Origin of the sequence: Streptomyces sp. NA02950 (genome assembly GCF_013364155.1) — a bacterium.
GTDB lineage: Bacteria > Actinomycetota > Actinomycetes > Streptomycetales > Streptomycetaceae > Streptomyces.
This window is the reverse complement of record NZ_CP054916.1, coordinates 7,470,733-7,487,848: the sequence shown is the minus strand read 5'-3', so window position 1 is coordinate 7,487,848 and position 17,116 is coordinate 7,470,733. Positions and strand designations below refer to the sequence as shown.

Annotated in this window: 22 protein-coding genes; 8 read left to right on the top strand and 14 right to left on the bottom strand. The window is 66.9% G+C overall.

Annotated elements, in window-relative coordinates; all coding sequences use genetic code 11:
• Nucleotides 1–32: 32 nt before the first annotated feature.
• The 12 genes from HUT19_RS32930 to HUT19_RS32880 form a co-directional block, all read right to left on the bottom strand.
• Nucleotides 33–476: a pilus assembly protein TadG-related protein gene (locus HUT19_RS32930; protein ID WP_254885908.1), complete on the bottom strand. Its 444-nt coding sequence runs from the start codon at nucleotides 474–476 to the stop codon at nucleotides 33–35.
• Nucleotides 473–907: a TadE/TadG family type IV pilus assembly protein gene (locus HUT19_RS43405; protein ID WP_254885907.1), complete on the bottom strand. Its 435-nt coding sequence runs from the start codon at nucleotides 905–907 to the stop codon at nucleotides 473–475. The genes HUT19_RS32930 and HUT19_RS43405 overlap by 4 nt, the downstream gene beginning before the upstream one ends.
• Nucleotides 904–1,275 carry a TadE/TadG family type IV pilus assembly protein gene (locus tag HUT19_RS32925; protein WP_176183941.1) on the bottom strand — a complete coding sequence of 124 codons (372 nt, stop codon included), beginning with the start codon at nucleotides 1,273–1,275 and terminating at the stop codon, nucleotides 904–906. The genes HUT19_RS43405 and HUT19_RS32925 overlap by 4 nt, the downstream gene beginning before the upstream one ends.
• 3 nt (nucleotides 1,276–1,278) lie before the next feature.
• Nucleotides 1,279–1,479: a hypothetical protein gene (locus HUT19_RS32920; RefSeq protein WP_176183940.1), complete on the bottom strand. Its 201-nt coding sequence runs from the start codon at nucleotides 1,477–1,479 to the stop codon at nucleotides 1,279–1,281.
• 53 nt (nucleotides 1,480–1,532) lie between these two features.
• A complete protein-coding gene (locus tag HUT19_RS32915) occupies nucleotides 1,533–2,429 on the bottom strand; it encodes a type II secretion system F family protein (protein WP_176183939.1) in 897 nt (298 codons plus the stop codon).
• A complete protein-coding gene (locus tag HUT19_RS32910; protein WP_176183938.1) occupies nucleotides 2,426–3,337 on the bottom strand; it encodes a type II secretion system F family protein in 912 nt (303 codons plus the stop codon). Before HUT19_RS32910 ends, HUT19_RS32915 begins: the two co-directional genes overlap by 4 nt.
• Nucleotides 3,334–4,668, bottom strand: a complete 1,335-nt coding sequence (locus HUT19_RS32905) for a CpaF family protein (RefSeq protein WP_254885906.1) — start codon at nucleotides 4,666–4,668, stop codon at nucleotides 3,334–3,336. Before HUT19_RS32905 ends, HUT19_RS32910 begins: the two co-directional genes overlap by 4 nt.
• A complete protein-coding gene (locus HUT19_RS32900) occupies nucleotides 4,665–5,510 on the bottom strand; it encodes a hypothetical protein (RefSeq protein WP_176183937.1) in 846 nt (281 codons plus the stop codon). The genes HUT19_RS32905 and HUT19_RS32900 overlap by 4 nt, the downstream gene beginning before the upstream one ends.
• Nucleotides 5,507–6,073, bottom strand: a complete 567-nt coding sequence (locus HUT19_RS32895; protein WP_368661720.1) for an SAF domain-containing protein — start codon at nucleotides 6,071–6,073, stop codon at nucleotides 5,507–5,509. The genes HUT19_RS32900 and HUT19_RS32895 overlap by 4 nt, the downstream gene beginning before the upstream one ends.
• A gap of 206 nt (nucleotides 6,074–6,279) precedes the next feature.
• The gene (locus HUT19_RS32890; RefSeq protein ID WP_254885905.1) at nucleotides 6,280–6,897 is read right to left on the bottom strand and encodes a hypothetical protein; all 618 of its coding nucleotides are present in this window, start codon (nucleotides 6,895–6,897) and stop codon (nucleotides 6,280–6,282) included.
• Nucleotides 6,898–7,118: 221 nt separating this feature from the next.
• Nucleotides 7,119–7,457 carry a hypothetical protein gene (locus tag HUT19_RS32885; RefSeq protein WP_254885904.1) on the bottom strand — a complete coding sequence of 113 codons (339 nt, stop codon included), beginning with the start codon at nucleotides 7,455–7,457 and terminating at the stop codon, nucleotides 7,119–7,121.
• Nucleotides 7,458–7,887: 430 nt separating this feature from the next.
• Nucleotides 7,888–8,355, bottom strand: coding sequence for an ATP-binding protein (locus HUT19_RS32880; protein ID WP_176183935.1), 468 nt, complete (start codon nucleotides 8,353–8,355; stop codon nucleotides 7,888–7,890).
• A gap of 555 nt (nucleotides 8,356–8,910) precedes the next feature.
• Between HUT19_RS32880 and HUT19_RS32875 the strand changes: the two genes are divergently transcribed.
• Complete coding sequence (locus HUT19_RS32875; RefSeq protein WP_176183934.1) at nucleotides 8,911–9,354, top strand: dihydroxyacetone kinase subunit DhaK; 444 nt, start codon at nucleotides 8,911–8,913, stop codon at nucleotides 9,352–9,354.
• Here the strand turns inward: HUT19_RS32875 and HUT19_RS32870 are convergent.
• Together HUT19_RS32870 and HUT19_RS32865 are read right to left on the bottom strand one after the other, a co-directional pair.
• Complete coding sequence (locus HUT19_RS32870; RefSeq protein ID WP_176183933.1) at nucleotides 9,243–9,992, bottom strand: HAD family hydrolase; 750 nt, start codon at nucleotides 9,990–9,992, stop codon at nucleotides 9,243–9,245. The genes HUT19_RS32875 and HUT19_RS32870 overlap by 112 nt on opposite strands.
• Nucleotides 9,989–11,314, bottom strand: a complete 1,326-nt coding sequence (locus HUT19_RS32865; RefSeq protein WP_368661719.1) for a helix-turn-helix domain-containing protein — start codon at nucleotides 11,312–11,314, stop codon at nucleotides 9,989–9,991. Before HUT19_RS32865 ends, HUT19_RS32870 begins: the two co-directional genes overlap by 4 nt.
• Before the next feature lie 611 nt (nucleotides 11,315–11,925).
• On the opposite strand from HUT19_RS32865, the gene HUT19_RS32860 reads away from it, so the two are divergent.
• From HUT19_RS32860 to HUT19_RS32830, 7 genes are all read left to right on the top strand, one after another.
• Nucleotides 11,926–12,261 (top strand): ATP-binding protein, encoded by a 336-nt coding sequence (locus HUT19_RS32860; RefSeq protein ID WP_176183931.1) that lies wholly within the window; start codon nucleotides 11,926–11,928, stop codon nucleotides 12,259–12,261.
• Nucleotides 12,262–12,820: 559 nt separating this feature from the next.
• Entirely contained in the window at nucleotides 12,821–13,192 is a 372-nt protein-coding gene (locus HUT19_RS32855; protein ID WP_176183930.1) for a DUF6415 family natural product biosynthesis protein, read from the top strand.
• Nucleotides 13,189–13,644, top strand: a complete 456-nt coding sequence (locus tag HUT19_RS32850; RefSeq protein ID WP_176183929.1) for a hypothetical protein — start codon at nucleotides 13,189–13,191, stop codon at nucleotides 13,642–13,644. The genes HUT19_RS32855 and HUT19_RS32850 overlap by 4 nt, the downstream gene beginning before the upstream one ends.
• 327 nt (nucleotides 13,645–13,971) lie before the next feature.
• Complete coding sequence (locus HUT19_RS32845; protein ID WP_254885903.1) at nucleotides 13,972–14,442, top strand: helix-turn-helix transcriptional regulator; 471 nt, start codon at nucleotides 13,972–13,974, stop codon at nucleotides 14,440–14,442.
• Between the two features lie 174 nt (nucleotides 14,443–14,616).
• Nucleotides 14,617–15,111 (top strand): RpiB/LacA/LacB family sugar-phosphate isomerase, encoded by a 495-nt coding sequence (locus HUT19_RS32840; RefSeq protein ID WP_176183928.1) that lies wholly within the window; start codon nucleotides 14,617–14,619, stop codon nucleotides 15,109–15,111.
• A gap of 534 nt (nucleotides 15,112–15,645) precedes the next feature.
• The gene (gene fxlM / locus HUT19_RS32835) at nucleotides 15,646–16,833 is read left to right on the top strand and encodes a methyltransferase, FxLD system (RefSeq protein WP_254885902.1); all 1,188 of its coding nucleotides are present in this window, start codon (nucleotides 15,646–15,648) and stop codon (nucleotides 16,831–16,833) included.
• A gap of 39 nt (nucleotides 16,834–16,872) precedes the next feature.
• Complete coding sequence (locus HUT19_RS32830; RefSeq protein ID WP_254885901.1) at nucleotides 16,873–17,097, top strand: FxLD family lanthipeptide; 225 nt, start codon at nucleotides 16,873–16,875, stop codon at nucleotides 17,095–17,097.
• Nucleotides 17,098–17,116: the final 19 nt, after the last annotated feature.

The following is a 17,116-nucleotide window of genomic DNA, read 5'->3' as shown; positions in this document are numbered from 1 at the left end:
CGTATTCGCCCCTCTTCTGCTTCGCTGGTGCGCTACGGGTTGGTGCGTTCGGCGCGCACGGTGGCGTGGGCGGTGACAGTCAGGGCGCGTACGCCGATCAGTTGCAGGATCTGGGCGGGCTGATGGTGGGTGACCTGGACGGTGACCTCCTGGCCACGCACCGTCGTCTTGGCGGTGTCTCCTGTGGCGGTGACGTAGGCGGTGGCGGCGTGGGCCGCTTTGCCTTTGAGGAGTCGAATGTCTTCGGTGCTGCGCAGTCGGCCGATGTCGAGTTGCTGGGCTCCGGTGCGGGCGGCCTCCTGCGCGACATCCAGGGCGCGTACCTTGCCGGCCAGGGCCAGTCCGCCGTCGACGACGATCCCGGCGAACAGCCACAGTGCTGCCACGATGCCGACCACGAAAGCGGTGACCTGCCCGCGGTCCTGGTTGTTCGCCGCCTGCTCGCGGAGGCGTTGGATGTGTGCTGGTCGTTTCACCGGGTGCTCCGATGCACATCCACCGGGGAGTGGGCGGTTTGGTGGAGGGTGATCCGGCCCGGCATGCGGATGCGGGTGAGGTCGGTCAGCGTGACGGTGCAGCTGATGTATGCGGTCACAGTGCTGCCCGGCTGGAGACCGCTGGTGGTGAGGGTGACCTTGGGCTGTGAGCATGCGGTGCCAGCGTGGTCAAGGGAGGCGTGCGCGGTGCGTCGTGCGGTGGTGAGGGCTTGGCCTTGGGTGCGGGCGAGGGAGGCTGCGCGGGCTGCCTGGTGGACTGTGTCCGCCACGACGAGCCGGGCGTCGGTCAGGCGTCCCAGCGCGACAACGGTCATCAGAATGAGCAGGAGCAGGGGTGTGACCAGGACGAGTTCGACTGCTGCCGAGCCACGGTCCACTGTCGTTCCGGCGTGGCGCGGTGTGTTGCTCACGACGGTCCTCCGGCGGGGGTGGTGATCCGCTCGACCGCGCCGGAGGCAGTGCCGTGCACCCGCACGGTGGCCTGGGTGGGGGTGCGGCGGACCGTCACAGAGGGGGAGGTGAGGACGCGGCTTCCGAGTTGGGCCAGGCTGCGTAAGCCCCGGGCTTGGCCTTGTGCTGCGGTGCCGTGCTGGACCCGGGCGGCGGCCAGGGCGCGTTCGGCCGTGTAGTGGGCGAGGTGCCGGGCGTGCCAGGCCAGAGCGAATTGGACGATCAGCAGGGCGAGTATCAGGAGGGCGGGGACGGTCAGGACCAGCTGGGTGGTGGCGGCGCCGCGGTCGTCGTGGCCTGGTCGCGGTGTGCGCAGCAGGTGGTGCACCGGTTATCCCAGGTCGATGGAGTTGGCCTTGGCGAGGACCTTGGCGGTGATGATGCCGATCACCGTGATGGTAAGGATGGCCAGGAGTGCGGTGACGATGATGGTTTCGGTGGTGTAGCCCGCGTCCCGGCGGGCGTGGCGGCGTACGAGGCCAGCGTGGTGGCGCAGGGCGGCAGCGAAGGCCTTCAGGTGCGGGTGGAGCATCGAGATCGTTCTCCGTAATGCGTAGCGGCAGCGCTTTTTTTGGGGGGTGGTGGTCAGGTGACGGCGAGGACGTGTGCGAGGGCTGGGTAGCCGATGAGGAGCAGGAAGGCGGCGAAGAGGAGGACCACTGGCAGGGACATCTGTTCGGTGGCTGCTTGGGCTGCTCCGTCGGCCTCGGACAGGCGACGGCGTCGCATGGCGCGGGCCTTCGCGGTCAAGGAGGCGCGGACTTTGGCGCCTTCGGTGCCGGCCAGATTGAGGGTGGCAGCGAGTTCCGTCAGGTCGCTGACCCCGAGGTGCTGTCCGAGGTCGCCCAGGTGCTGCCAGGGGCTGGTGCGGGTGACCTGGGCGAGGTGCAGGGCGTGGCGGAGTTTGGATGCTGCCCACCCCTGAGGGGCTTGGACGGCGTCGGCCAGGGCCTGGTGTACGCCTGCTCCGCCCGCCAGGGAGATCACGGTCAGGTCCAGGACCAGTGTGAGTGTGTGCCGCATCTGGCGTCGGCGTTCAGCAGCTGCCTTACGGACGGTGATGTCCGGGAGGAAGAACAACGTCACCGCGAGGGTCAGGGAGCTGGCCAGGGGCATCCACCAGCCGATGTCGAGACCGGCGCCGAAGCGTGCCAGTGCGCCTGCGGCCCATGGTGTCAGCAGCCCGGCGGCGGCGCAGGTTGCCTTACCTGCCAGGTGTTTGTCCACATCCGTCCCGCACGCAGCAAGGTCCGCGCGCAGGGAAACGGTGGGGAAGCCCAGAGCCCGCACCAGCGGCACAGCTTTACGGCCCAGGCGCGTTGCCCACTCCGGGTCCTCTTCCCTCGTGCCGGTCGCCGATTTCGGCGGTGGTGCGTCGAGGGCGGCGAGCACGTCCGCGAGCGCGGGCCGTGGCGGGCGCAGCCCATAGGCGGTGACCACGAGTCCGGCGCCGAATACCGCGCCCAGCACGATCGTGATCATCGTGTTCTCCCCGTGGCGTGTGTGGTCTTGGCAGGGGTGGAGTCGAGGAGGCGTACCGGCTCCTCCAGGCGGCCGATGGCGGTCAGCCAGGTGAAGGAGGCTGCGAACAGGACACCGACGACGCCTAGGACCAGCTGGCCGGCCACGGTGTTGAACGGGTTCAGGTAGGGCCGGTTGAAGACGGTCAGGCCGACGGCCATGCCGAGGGTGACGGTTACGGTGACTCTCACTCCGGTGCGGATGCTGGCGCGGCCTGCGTCGATCCGCTGGCGCATGGCTACCTGTTCGCGCACCGAGTCGGCCAGTTCCCCCAGGAGTGCGGCGAGCTGGCTGGCTTGGCGTTCGGCTGCCATCACCAAGGCGGCGACCACCACGTCAGCGAGCGGGTCATCGACCTCGTCGGCGAAGGTCCGCAACGCGGCGGGCAGGGGCTGACCGGAGCGGATCGAGGCGACCAAGGTCCTCAGCTCGCGCTGCACCGCGGCAGGGGCGATGTCGGCGGTGGACAGGATGGCCTGTTCCAGCCCGGCAGCGGCGGAGAGCGTGTCGCGCAGCATCTCCGTCCACAGCGCGAGTGCTTCCATCCGTTCCGTCCGCCGAGCGGCCGCCCGGTCCGGGCTCAGGAGTCCAGGCAGTGTGAGCAGGGCCGCGGTGGTCAGCACGGCCGCTACCGGCCACCGCGTCAACGCTCCTGCCGCCACTCCAACGACCAGGGCGGCAACGAGGCGGCGCCGGTTCCAATGCGCGGGCAGGCGGCCACATACCCGCTGCCACCAGCCAGCCTTGGCGGTATCGCGGGCGGGTCGGCGTAGTGCACCGGTGATGATCAGCAGGAGGCCGGTGCCGAAGGCGGCACCCAGGATCGTGGCGACGACGGTGGCCGCCTCACCCAGTCGTGGGCCGGTCATTGGCCAGCTCCCCACCAGGTGAAGCCCGCAGCTTGAGCGTCCATGCCTGCCGCGATCAGCTCCTGAAGTGTCTCCGTTCGCAAGGGCGTGGCGGGGACCGCGCGGCCGTCAGGGCCGGGGCGGTAGACCTCGTTGGAGACCAGTTGGGCTCCGTCGGCGTCGACGACCTCGCGCACCGAGTCGATCACGCGCCTCCCCTCGGCGTCCCACCCGAGGTGCACCACGAAGTGGACGGCGGATGCCACAAGCAGATTGGTGGCCTCAAGCGACAGGCGCTCGGGCGCTTGAGCTGCGTAGGCGGCGAGCTTGGTGAAGACCCCGCGGGAAGTGGAGGAGTGGATCGTGGACAGTGAGCCGTCGTTGCCTTGGCTCATCGCGTTGCACATCGGGATGACCTCGCTGCCGCGGATCTCGCCGACGATGACACGGTCGGGCGACATGCGCAGGCCCCAGCGCACCAGCTCCGCCTGGTCGATGGCGCCCTGGCCCTCGATATTGGGCTCCCGGGCCTGCATCGCCACCACGTTGGGGTGCGCTGCCCGATCGTTGCCGAGTCCGAGTTCGAAAGTGTCCTCGATGGTGATCAGCCGCTCGGTCAGAGGAATCTGGGAGGCGAAAGCGCGCAGCACCGTGGTCTTCCCCAGATTGGTGCCGCCGCCGATGATGATGTTCTTCCGTGCCCGCACCAGCGCCGTGAGGAAGGCGGCCATGGGCTGGTCACACACCCCAAGGCGCACCAGATCGTCCATCGATGCTGCCGGAAACCGGTGGCGGCGTACCGACAATGAGACGCGCCCGGTGACGGCCATCACCGCGAACAGCCGTGAACCGTCCGGCAGCTGCAGGTTGAGCCGGGGCATCCCTCGGTCGAAACGTCGCTCTTCGCCATCCACACTCGCCGCCAGGGCGCGCACCAGGTCGACCAGCTCGCCATCGGAGGCCGCTACCGGTGCCCCTTGACGCCAGAGGCCATCTGCGGAGCGGATCCAGACCACGTCGCACCCGTTGACGCAGATGTTCTCCACTGCCTCATCCGCCAGCAGCCGCTCCAGCGTGCCGGTCCCGAGCAACGCGTCAGTGACCGCCTGCGCGACGCGTTCTTCCGCCGCGCGGTCCAGGGCGCCCCCGCCACGGACCAGCGCCTCGCGGGCCCGCGCCCCAAGCTCCTCATCGACCAACCGCTGGACTGTCACCCGACGTTGCGACTCGGCCTCTGGCGGCAGGCCCGCAGCTTCTCGTTCATTCGCATACTGCGCCAGGCGCGCCACGACCCGCCCGCGCACTGCGGCGGCCAGCTCCCGCTCGTCGGAGCGCTCCGTCACCGTGCTCACGAACCGGTCTCCTTCGTTGCCAGACCCGCCAAGCCGCGACGCAAGGAACTGCTGGCAGATGGAACAGCGCCCGCCCTTGCGAGATGACCGCCAAGGCCTTTCACTCCGACCTCGCCGGTCCCGGTCAGCATCTGGGCGACCTCACGGGCCGCTGCCATCAACCGCCCCGTCCGCCAGCCACTGGTCCGCAACGCCGAACGAGAACGCCCAGCCAGGACATCGGCCACCTTCGGATCCCAGGGCAGGAAGACGACGCGGCCCACACCAAGCGTTGCTGTGATCTCCCCCGGGCTGTAAGGACACGGACCGACCACGACCAGCACGTACTGCTCCACCAGAGGGCCTGCCTCCGCCAGGTGCGCATACGCGTGCGCCAGCGCATCCGCTCCACCTCGGGAAACCAGCACCACGGCACCGGAGGCACCCAGCAGACCCTCTACACACTCCCCCACACGGCCCACATCCAGCAGGACCGTGCCCTGCTCGGACCCTTCCCCCAACAGCACCCGCTGCCCGGACTCAGCAACCAAACGGACAGCCTCCGCGCACGCCCTGCCACCCGCTGGAGAGGCCACCGCACGAACACCGAAGGGCAGATCCGCTGTCGCTGCCAGCAAAGAACCTGGCTGTTCCTTCCGCGCCGCGGTGGCAAGGTCGAGTAACCCAGGCGTATGCGGACACCCGAACCGGACCGCCAGATCACCGCCAGAGACATCCGCCTCCACCACCACCGGCCGCAGATGGTCATCCGCCTGCTCCGGCCATGCCGCGGCCACAGCCAGCGCAGTTGTCGTCACCCCGGGCGCGCCCTTGACCGATCCCAGGGTGATCAAACGCCTCACGGTGCTTCCCGCCCTTCAGCAGGAAGCACCACCACACGGGGGTGCTCGATCCCCGCAGCGCGCCGCACCGCACCGGTCTCCATCAAGACCGTCACCGCCCGCGCACCGCCCGGGGACTCAGGAGCCTTCGCCTCCGCCACTGTGCCGACAACGGGAGCCGCAGTCTCCTCCTCATCGCTTGCCGGTGTACCTGCGCCGTCCGGGCCCTCGAGGACAGCGACCCGGTCGCCACGCGTCACATACGGCGAAGCGTTTCCCGCTTCGATCGCGAACGCCACTTCCGACTGCCCCTTGGGCGGATAGGCCCGCTGACCACCGAACTGCCCTGGTGCCAGCAACGACCCAGCCACCAGCGGCACCCGTGTCCGCCGACCCAGCACCTCGGCGCTGTCGGCCACTGGCACGACCCCAGTCTCCGACGCGGCCTCAGTCTGCCGCAGATCACGCGCCTCAAGGGAATGTCCCGCCGGCACATCCCGCGTCAGCACCAGCACCTTCTCCCGCTCGCCTGCCATCGACGCGACGAGCGAGAACCCGACCGCCGAGACGACCACAGTCCCCACACCGGCCCAAATCCAGCCCGGCCTGCGCCGTCCCACGGCCGCCGTCGGCCGCTGCGCGGGATCAGGGCGACGCGCCCCCGGCAACCTGGCACCCTCTCTCGGGCGCAAAGGTGACATGGAGGTACCCACAATTCACTCCACAGGAAGAGAAAACTCGCTGATCTCATAGGCCCCGCATCCCGCGGAGCGGTGCGTCCCCAGCGCGTTCAGCGCACGACGACTGCCTGAACCTCATCAACGACAAGCGGCCTCTCGGCTGCTATCGCCAGCCCCGGCACCCGCCCGGCCTGGCCCCCGCCATGCCATTCCACATCCCAGGTGACCCGAACCGAGACCGTGAACGTCCGACCGGGCTCACCCAGCGACGACATCCGGTAGGTGTAGCCACAATCCGGTGACGCTCCCTGCGGCGGCAACCTGGCCGAGTACTCAGTCCCGGGCCCAGAGCAAGTCACCACGCCACCCTCACCCATCGACCACACCGCCTCACGCGGCCGAGCCGTCGCAGTCACCCTCAGACCGGGCACCTTGACAGTCTCGGCAACCAGCCGCCATGAGCCGTGCTCTACCCACATCCAGGTCGGAACCCGTACCACCTGCACGAAATCCTCATCCGGACTCGTACGGATGACTGGCCTCGGCAACTTCAAGTTCTTCACAGCTCGCCGTGCGACAACCTCCACCGGCACCTTCTGCCGACGCTTCGGCTTGGACTTCTTCTGCTTCTCACCGTCAAAGCGCGGCAAGATCCCCAAACCGTCCCCAAGCCCGTACTCCCAGCCGTCCGACCTGACTGTCGGTGGCGCAGAAGAGACGTCCTTCATATGCGCCCGGGAGCCTCGCCGGGAAGGAGCCCTACGTTCCCCCGCGGCATCCGCAGTGCGTTTGCCATGGGCCTCAGCCCGTACTTGGCATCCGCCAGCCGCACAGCTGACGCCCCCGATGAGGTCTCGTCCCTCGTCAGCCTGCGCGGGAGTCACGACCGCCATCACGTCCAAAGATCCAAGCAACGAAACGACGGTCCAAATACCAACACGCCTCACCGTCAGCACGTGCCAGCCTCATGGATATAAAGATACGAGACCTTCCATACAGTCCCGTTACGCAGCACACGGGCGTCCGCCTTGAAATGGCTCCCCGGAACATCGTTCTTCAGCGTTCCGTTCAGCTTGTACTGCAGCCAGCCTGTGCCGTCCACGCAGTCCCGCAGTTTCACCTCTTTAGGGGTTGCCGTGACCACCTGCGGATTGACATACAGCTCCCCTTTAGTGACGACCTTTTCTCTCTGCGCCTCCTTCAAGCCGTACTTCATCAGCTCCAAGGCACCATCTCTCGCGTGGTCGTCCAACAGAGGAGAGGACGCATCGGAGTTGGCCGAGGCCACAGTCAGATCCTGCCACATAGCCCTGTACGCGCTCAGTGCCCTCCTGTGCCCCTGAGTAGACCTCTCATGCGATGAACTCGACTCCGCCCCCCTCACCAACGGCTTAGCGTCCGATGGAATCTCTGAGCAGCCGCATAGAGTCGCTCCCGCAACCGGGACGAGCACCAAGGCTAATCTTGTAAGCTTATTGGCATTCATTCCCCGATTTCACCACCCTCCAAAGCCAAAGCAGAATCTATAGGCGATCACGTGCTTGGAGTTCCCAACGAGACGTCAACTAAACCACTCCGACAGTCACTCGATCTGCTACAGGTTCGTTCATCTCTGCCCGGACAGGAGCGGTACTTGGCGCCGAATGAATGGTAATCACGCAGCAGCGGCTACTTGCTGATGCGGCGCGCGGCCGCCAGAAGCATCCGAGGTGGAAGGATCATCCTTTCGGGGGGTCAGAGATCACCATCCAGGCGGCCTTTATACCTGACCTTGAGGGACGGAACCCCCATTGGCCACCTGTAATTTGATCCACGATACGCAGTCCCCGCCCATCCTCGGATAGACTAGCAATCAGACTGTCGAGATCATCTCCATCTACTTCAAACTCCCCTCCGGAAGGGACAGCAGGAGGAGTGGCCGGGATGCGTGGGTCCCCGTCTTCAATTTCGAACACGAGCGATGCGCCTTTTCGTTGCAGCCGCATCTCGTATGGCCCACACGCGTGCTCCATGGCATTGGCAGTCAACTCCCAGGCCGCCCGTGTCACATCACATACCGCTCCGTCAGGTAGCCCCAGCTGGGCCAAAGCGCTCCGCAGGGCTACTCGGGCAGACACCGCGGCATCGCCGCTACGGCTGTTCCACCGCCACACCGAGGCTTGCCCTTCTCCCGCAGCGCCAATCATCGCCGCACCCCTCGTCCCGCGTGGTGGCGAGTGACACGTCGGTGACGACCGCGCCCAGTCTGTCCCCATGCGCGGGCCACACTCAATACGATCGGTGCATTCGTGAGGGAAATCGGTAGAAGAAGTACAGCCGTGAAACTGACGGGCACCATGGAAGACCTCCACCGTTCGCGGTTGGGATGCGACCACAACACCGCAAAGCTCACCCAGAGCGGAATCACACCTACGGGTGAAATCGCACCACCCCACTCAATGCCCAGCTCCCTTTCACAACCAGGCGCGCAGGGGAATCCCCAAACTCCTGCAGCTCACTCTGATTCAACTGCTCAGCCTACGCCCCCAATTGTCACCTATCGCAAAGTCCGCTTGCCCTCCACGCCAGTCCATGTGACGTAGGAGGAAACCGGGGTTCCGCTCTTCACGGTTGCCGGGTGTCGTATGGGTGCCCCAATCCACCCGCGACGGAGGCCAAGGTGTCGTCTTGTGTAGCCAAGCTATGCAGCTCATGCCGCCACCAGCTACTTGCCGTTGCATCAGCCGTGAACTGTCTCAACAATGAAGAGAATTCTCAATTCTTCGGACAATGTCGTGGAAGATATGCTCTCCGGGATTTCTGAAGCCCACTCCGACATCGTGCGCGTCGATCTCACCCAGCGGCTGTGTCTCCATCGCGCGCCACTGCCCGCGGGGCAAGTAGCTGTGATCTCCGGAGGCGACTCAGGTCATAAGTCATTGCACGCCGGATTCGTCGGAGAAGACATGCTCACCGCAGCTGTGCTCGGCGACATCTTCGCCTCCCCCAGCGCATACCAGACCGGCGGCGTGCTGAACGATGCCGAGGTTGCGCATCTGCTCGCTGGGCCGCACCTCGATCATCTGAACTCCTCTTACATCGCATCCTGCGGTGGCTCAGGACAGCCTTGGTCAACGTCCGAGGCAGCACATTGGTTGATCAGGCGAATTACGCGTTGCACGTCGGTTAGGTCAGGGACGACGTGACAGGCGCCGGCGGCAGCGAGTTTCTCGGCTGAGGCGGTACCGGAAGCGACGCCGACCACGGTGGCGCCTCCCTCCCGTCCAGTGCGGACGTCTTCGAGAGAGTCGCCGATGATCACGGTCGTATCCCGTGTGAAGGTATACGCGTGGCGTGTGCCGGCTCGCTGCTGTGCCACGCGCACGAGGGCAGGGCGGTGGGCGTCGTCGGAGGCGTATCCGCCGATGCTGAGGTCGAGATACTCGTCCAGGCCCAGAGCCTTGAGCTTGATCTCGGCGCTGCCTCGCAGGTTGCCAGTGACCACAGTGGGAACCAGCCCGGGCTCCAGTTGCACGGCGGCAAGGGCAGCGGGTGCACTGGGCATGACTTGCCCCGTGCGAGAAAGTTCGTCACGGTGACGTTCTAGTTGCGCGGGCATACGCTGCACGATGCGCTGCGCGAGTTCCTCGATCAGCTCGGGTTCCACTGCATTCACGCGCAGCAGCTCCCGGACAGCGAGGGGCATCGTCACCCCGGTTCCCCGAGCGGGCAAACTCTCGGCAGGCCGGCCCACTACCTCCTCGAAAAGTTCCCGATAGACCAGCCGGTCGGTGTCGCCGGTGTAGAGGAGGGTGCGGTCAATGTCCCAGAGAACCAGGATCATGCGGCGGCTCGCTGACGCATGATGCTTGCCCCGCGTTCCAACAGATCCCGGGCGAGTGAGGAGGCGCCGTAGGAACGCGCCTCGTTGAGCATGCTGCGCAGGTGGTCGTCAAGGCGGGCGGATTGAATGCCTTCGGCGAGGGTCAGGACGTCATGAGCAGTGGCGCAGCCAGCGTCGGCGTCGGCGGCGCGCATCTGTGCGGTGGCGGCTCGGGAGAGGAACTGGGCGGTGGTTCGGGTCTCATCCCGACTAAGCACGTCGCGGGCCGCGGCGAAGGATTGGGCTGCACGAGCTGGCTGGCCCAGGTCGAGGTAGCAGCTACCGGTCTGTCCGAGGATCTCCCCCGAGTTGATCCAGTACAGCCAGTGAGGATCGTCCGCACCCCGGCCGCGGGCGCAGAGTTCTTCGGCTTCGGCAAGTGCGGCCAGGGCGTAGCGCTCTTCACGGAGTCGGGCGTGGCCGCGAGCCTGGCGGGTGAGGAGCATGGCGTTCAGGGCAGGGGCGTCGTGATCGGTGATTGCCTGGCGCGCTGTGCGAGCGGCGGTGACAGCGTCGCGCGGGTCGCCGACGGAGTAACCGTGGATAGCGAGGAAGCCGAGGGCGCCGGCGTGCAGGCGGGAGTCGCCTGAAGCGTGGGCTGCGCGCAGAGCGCCGAGGAAGAAGTGCTGGGCGGTGTCGTGGTCGCCGCTGTCGAAGGTGTACCAGCCAGTCTGGGCTGCCGTGTCGGCGGTGACGGCAGCCAGGCGGCGCCCGTGATTCTCCGTATAGGAGCCTTGCTTGAGCAGGTTCAGGAGCATCCGCAGGTGAGTCTTCGCCGTGTAGGCGAGGCTTCCGCTCCCGCTGGTGGCGTCGACCTGACGGAGTGCGTCGGTGGTGCCTTGAAGCGAGTCGATCAGGGCGTCGGTGACAGTCGTGGTCCCGGAAGAAGCGGCCATGGCTTCCGCGGGGGCGATGGCGGACTGCATGACGTACTGGGTGAGTGCGGCTCCGCTCAGGGCGGTTAGCACGCGGCGGCGCTTCATAGCGGTACCTCCGATAGCCACTTCAAGTGACGTCACCATACGGTCCGCCGTCCAGGGCAGTACGGCCTCTGCGGATCGGCTGTGACCAGGCTTCGGCGCATCACCGCGTAGGGGTGTCAGCAGCAAAGGCTGCAGGTCGGAGGGCAGGCCGAGGCCGTTGAGAAGGTCGAGAAGGGTGGCAGGGCTCCCGATCTGCTTCTGACCGCGTTCTAGACCGGAAATGAAGGACTGAGGTAGCGCCGTCAGCTCACGCACGGCCATCTGAGATAAGCCAGACCGCTTGCGCACCAGGCGCAGCACATCGCCGAAATCCCAAGCGGCCAGGGCCCGGTAAACAGCTTCGTCGCGCCAAGCTCGATCGGGAACTCCCGGCGCCGTTCCCGCCTTTGCGCATAGGGCGCACAGGGCATCGGGGTTGTACTGACTCAGCTCGGTGGCACACCTCTCGCATACGCGGCTCGGCGGTCTCATAGCGCGGCCCCCTGGGTCGAACTTCCCGACGGTCCACACGATATGCGGGATTCCTTATCTCTACAGAGATATCGCCGCAGAGATCAGCACGGGTGCCTCCTGGCCCCACACTCATGTCCACTGCGCTGACCACTCGGTCAGATGCGGTGATCACGTTGTCGCTGCGGAGAAGGGAAGGACATGCGCGGCACCACGACGCCTCTGTTTGGCCCATGCCCGTCCCGTCTCCGCCCTGACAACGAGCGGACCACTCCTCGTAGGGCGACATCCGCCGCCCGATCGGTCCTCCGTGCCCCCAAGAGGACGTGATGACAACGACTGCCGAACGACCGCTTCGCTCTCCCATGACCGACGCTGACCTGTTGAGTCGCACCTTTCAGATCGCTGAGCGCAGGCCAGGCCAACCCCTTACACAGATTGACGCGTTGCAGGTCCGAGAGATGCGAAGCCTGACCAGGACTCGCCTGAACCAAAGCGGCCTGTCCTCCTTGGCGGATGACGCCGCGCTTGTCGTATCCGAGCTGGTCACCAACGCGGTGCAGCACAGCCACGGTCGCGAGATCACCCTTACTCTCTCCCTCCGGGACGGCCACTTGCACATTCGGGTGCACGACGGGATGAACAGCCGTCTACCCATCGTCTCCAAGCCGGACGCTCACGCGGAGAACGGCCGCGGATTGTGGGTCGTCGAGTCCATCGCCAACCAGCGACACGGCTCCTGGGGGAACAGCGACAACGACGCGATCTGGTGCGACCTGACCCTGGAGGTGAGCTGATGACCACGGCCTCCAGGCACCACTTGCTAGACCGCGCAATAGGGTGTGGCTTAAGGGCAATCGCACGCATCCGATCGCCCTGGCCGTCGCTTCCTCGCTCGCGCATGCGTGGCGGCCGGACATCGGCTCTCGGCCTTCCGCGGTGCGAAGCCGCAGGAGTGATGTCTGTGGGCCCCGTCCCTGATCAAGGTGATCACCGGTGCGATGGGCTGGCTCGGCGCTCGGGGCGCTCGCGGGTTCTCGCCCCCGCTCCCGGAACAGCAGGGGCAGATGACGAGCCCGCGCGGCCGAGCACCCGGCGGACTCCTCACCCCTCGCCCACCGCCGAAAGCCTCATCCACCCTCAGACCGCCTCGGGGCCAACAGACCCCGGAAATCCCGGGCCCCACGGAGTACAGACACGATGGAACGCCACCCCCACCCCCCAACGGCCGGCCCCGAGAGTCTCCCGCACTCCGCTTTACCGGGCGACCGCATCGGTGAGCTGCCTCAACGCCAGCGCTGGCACTTGGACGTAGAGCCCGCCCGGCTCACTCCAGTCACGGCCCTTCACACGTGCATGGCCGCCCTGCACAACTCGTTCATCCACGAAGAAGGAATCGACGACGACCTGGACACGGCCTTCGGCTTGCAGTCCGCCCTGCTCACCGTTGAGGACGTGCACGAGCTGGCGCCCCGCATCCGTCGCCACCTGCGCCAGTTGCTGAACATCGCAGTCCAGCGTGCCGCTGGAGTCCCGATTCCGGAACTCACGGTGATCGTGAGCCGAGCCCAGCAACTCGAAGTCTCGCCCCCACCTGCCGACCTCGCGGCAGGCCGAGGCTATGTGCGTCGGCTAGCACTGGCCGCCGAAGACGTCCTTGATGTGCTGACAGCCAAGGTGACCGACATCACTGGCCCCGTGTATGTCGAGGAGCGGTCGTCAGCATGACGCTGCCCCGTGGCTACTGGTGCCAGGTGATCTACACGGAACCGAATCGGTCCGACGCCGTAGTGCTGAGCATGACGACCGGGTTCCCCGGCCGCGCGATCACCTGGCTCAGGACGACCGCACCGAACATCGCCGTCGACATGGATCGCGAAGCCTTCGGCACCGTTTGGGCATGGCTCGGCGACCACCAAGGCGCCAGCAAGGCCGTCCGAGAGCTGCACAGCGGACGCCCGTACACCGTCGGCTTGGGCCGTAGCGAACGCCCAGTGTGGCTCCTCGCTCACCCCGTCCCGTGCCTTCCGCTCGCCAGCACCTGCATCGGTGTGTATCAACACGACTCATCCGATCTCAGCCGGGCCCCTGCGCTCCGAGGCCGGGTGGTAAGCCCGTCGCGCTGTCCTATGACCGGAGGTCCGCATGACCACCCCGACCACTACGCTCCCGTCGAGTGACCGAGCGGCCCCCGTCCGTTCGTTCGCGAGATCCCAGCCGGTCTATCAAGGCGGCGCCGATGTTGCGGCCCTAGGTGACTTGTGCTGGTCATGTAATCCGCCGCCGGGCGGCTCGGCTCACCCGGCAGGCAACAGCCCGGGCGGGGCTGACTGCTCGGCATGCCGCCCCTTCGTGCACCGGCAACGCCCCCGTCGGGGCCCAGGACGACCGGAGTGCACTACCGCATCCGCATGGCCCAGGAGCGCACCCCTCCAAACATCCGGCGTGCGGCGCGGGCCAGCCGTACGCGCTCACTAGACCACGCACGCAACTCACGGAGGACAGCAGTGACCCAGGCCGTCACGAACCCGGCCGCACGCCTATCGCCCAGGGAACAGCAGATCTTCGAGTACCTGGCCGACGGAAGCTCCCTCGCCGAGGTCGGGCTGCGGCTCGGCATCCGGCAGAACACCGTTCAGAGCTACCTCAGCCTGGCCAAGCTGAAATTGGGTGCCAAGAGCGAGAACGCGGCGGCTCTCGCTGCCGCCTACGCCCTCGGAGGCCTCCCGCAGCCCAAGCCTCTGGATCCTTCAGAGCTGAGCCTGCCCCGCGAGCAGCTGGCCCTCGTGCCGCTCCTCGCCCAGGGGATGCGGGTGTCGCAGATGGCGTCGGTGCTGAAGCGCCCAGTCAGCATCATCCGGCGCGACGCCCGCGGCTTGATGAAGAACTTGCGGGCCAGGAATGCGGCTCAAACCGTCAAGCGCACGTGGCAGTACCAACTCCTCACCGCAGACCAGGTGCTCGAGTGGCTGACGTAGGCGGACACGCCTCTGTTGGCGGCGCTTGATCCGGTTCACGGCAGTAGTCACGGCCATCGTCCCCGTGGGGAAGCGGGGCGGTGGCCGGGCTCGCCGTTCCAGCCGCGCGCGGCTTGTAGCTCCCAGTCCCCTTCACACCCGAACCGTCAGACAGGAGTACCCGCCGTGCCTTCCATGTCTGGGCTGCACGCTCTTCTTCGTATTGCCGTAGGAGCCGACCCGGCCGGTCGGCAGTACGCGAGTACGCTCACCGGTGATCTGTGTGCTCACCCCTTGGTCGATTTCGTCATCGATGTCAACGACAGCGGGGATCCGCCGCCCGCCTATCCCGAGGTAGCGCTCGCTGCGGCGCAGCTCGTCGCAGAAGGGCTAGCAGACCGGGCGCTGCTGGTCTGCCACACCGGACTGGGCATGGCCATCGCCGCGAACAAGGTCCACGGCATCCGCGCGGTGACCGCCCACGACTTGCTATCAGTGCAGGCATCGGTGGAGTGCAACAACGCTCAGGTCCTCACCCTCGGCCAAGGCGTCGTCGGCATCACCGCTGCGCGCCGCTTGGTGGCCGCATGGGTGACCTTCCGATGCGACTTCACCGCACCGGCGGCAGCGAAAGTCTCCGTCATCACCGAGTACGAGAACCGGGCTTCACGCCCGGCTGCCACCCGCTGACACAGGAAGGGGTGCCCACCATGCCAACCGACCCAAGGCCCTGCCTCGCTCGACCGCCGCACTTCGCTGTCGAGCCGAGCCTGCCATCCGCGGTAGGTACACGGATGTCGAACACCGGGCTGCCACGCACGTACTGGCCGAGTGCAACGACTGGCGTATTGGGTGGAAGTCCGTCGACGACCCAGCCCTTCGAGGACGCCTTCGCCGCCTTCACCCGGTGCGGACCGAAGGCGAGCACCGGCGACCTTATCCAAGTGGGCTTCTCTGTCGCGGTGCGGCCACCGTGTGCGTCCACACGGCACGGCCCCGGGCCCCGGAAAGGACGGCGCCACTGCCCAGCCCACGCCGACGCTGGGAGCAGGCGCCCCGACCACCCTCGCCCGCAGTCAGCGAGCGGCGGCCGCCGAGATCCGTCTGTGCTCTTCCCGGACGCCTCGTGCTCACGAATGACGATGGAGCCACTGCGGAGAGTGCTGGGGCTGCACGGAAACGACTCGATAGGGTGACGCAATGACTACGGTCCGAGAAAATGGCGTGGATGACGAAGCGGCCTCGCTGCGGGCGGCCATGGTGCGGGAACTGCATGATCTGGGGGCGATCACGTCCGAGACCCTCGCTGGCGCTGTGGCCACCGTGCCTCGGCATCTGTTCGCCGTCGACGAGCCGCTGAAAGCCGCGTACGCCGCCGACCAAGCCCTGGTGATCAAGCGCGATCAGGACGGTACTGCCCTCAGTTCTCTGTCGGCCACCCATATCCAAGTGGTGATGCTGGAGCAGGCCGAGATCGAACCTGGCATGCGGGTCCTCGAAGTCGGCTCAGGCGGCTACAACGCTGCGCTCATCGCCGAACTTGTCGGCGACACCGGGGCGGTGGTCTCAGTGGACATCGATGCGGAGATTGTCGAGCGCGCCCGCACTTGCCTGGACGCGGCGGGATACGAACAGGTCGAGGTGGTGCAGTCCGACGCCGACGCTGGCGTACCCGAGCATGCGCCGTTCGACCGCATCATCGTCACAGCCGGGGCGTGGGATATCCCGTCGGCGTGGCTGGACCAGCTCTCCGAGCACGGCAGGATCGTCGTCCCGCTGCGTATGCGGGGGCTCACCCGCTCGATCGCGTTCGACCGCGCCGATGAGGGCCTGGTCAGCGACAGCTACCGGCTGTGCGGCTTCGTGGCAATGCAGGGAGCCGGCGCCTACACCGAGCGACTCATCCGGGTTGCCGACGGCATCGGGCTGCGCGTCGATGACCAGAGGCAAGACTTCGACATCAATGGCTTGGCCGCCGCCGTGCGCTCGCCTGGACTGGAGGTGTGGTCCGGTGCGGCCTTCGACCTGCCGGACGAGCTGGAGCTCTTCCTGGCGACAAGCACGCCTGAGATGGCGATGCTGCACGGCAGCAAAGACCTCGTCGAGCAGGGCGTCTTCGCGCTGTCGGTGACGCGCGGGGTGCCCGCGCTGGTCGTCGGCGGGAGCTTCGCATACCGCACCAAACGGCCGAATCAGGAGACAGGCGGTTTCGAGAGCGGCGTCTTCGCCCACGGGCCTGATGCGGAGGCAGTCGCGGCGCGCTACATCGATTTGCTACGCCGTTGGGCATCCGAGCATCAGCGGCGCGGCGCGGCCCGCATTCGGTACCGGCCGATGCCCTCCGGCACGGCCAAGCCGTCCCAGGGAATTGTGGCGAAACAGCTCGGAGCCGTCGAGATTTCCTGGTCGTAGGCTCCGCGCCCTGCGACATCGTCGCGGGGAGGCGGGGAAGTGCGCACCACCCAACTCATCAGGGAGGTTTTTGTGTCCGTCCAGTTCGAGGACGCGGCGGCGCCGTCGGCCCCGCCGGTAACGAGCCATGAGGGGGATTTCGAGGGCTGGGACCTGGATGTCTCCATCGTCGAGTCCGGTCCTTCGGCCGACAGGCTCATCCGGATGACCGACGACGGCTGCGGCCAGACCTGCCAGTCCGCCTGCTCGACGACCTGCCCGTAGCCAGGCCGTCCGGAGTCCT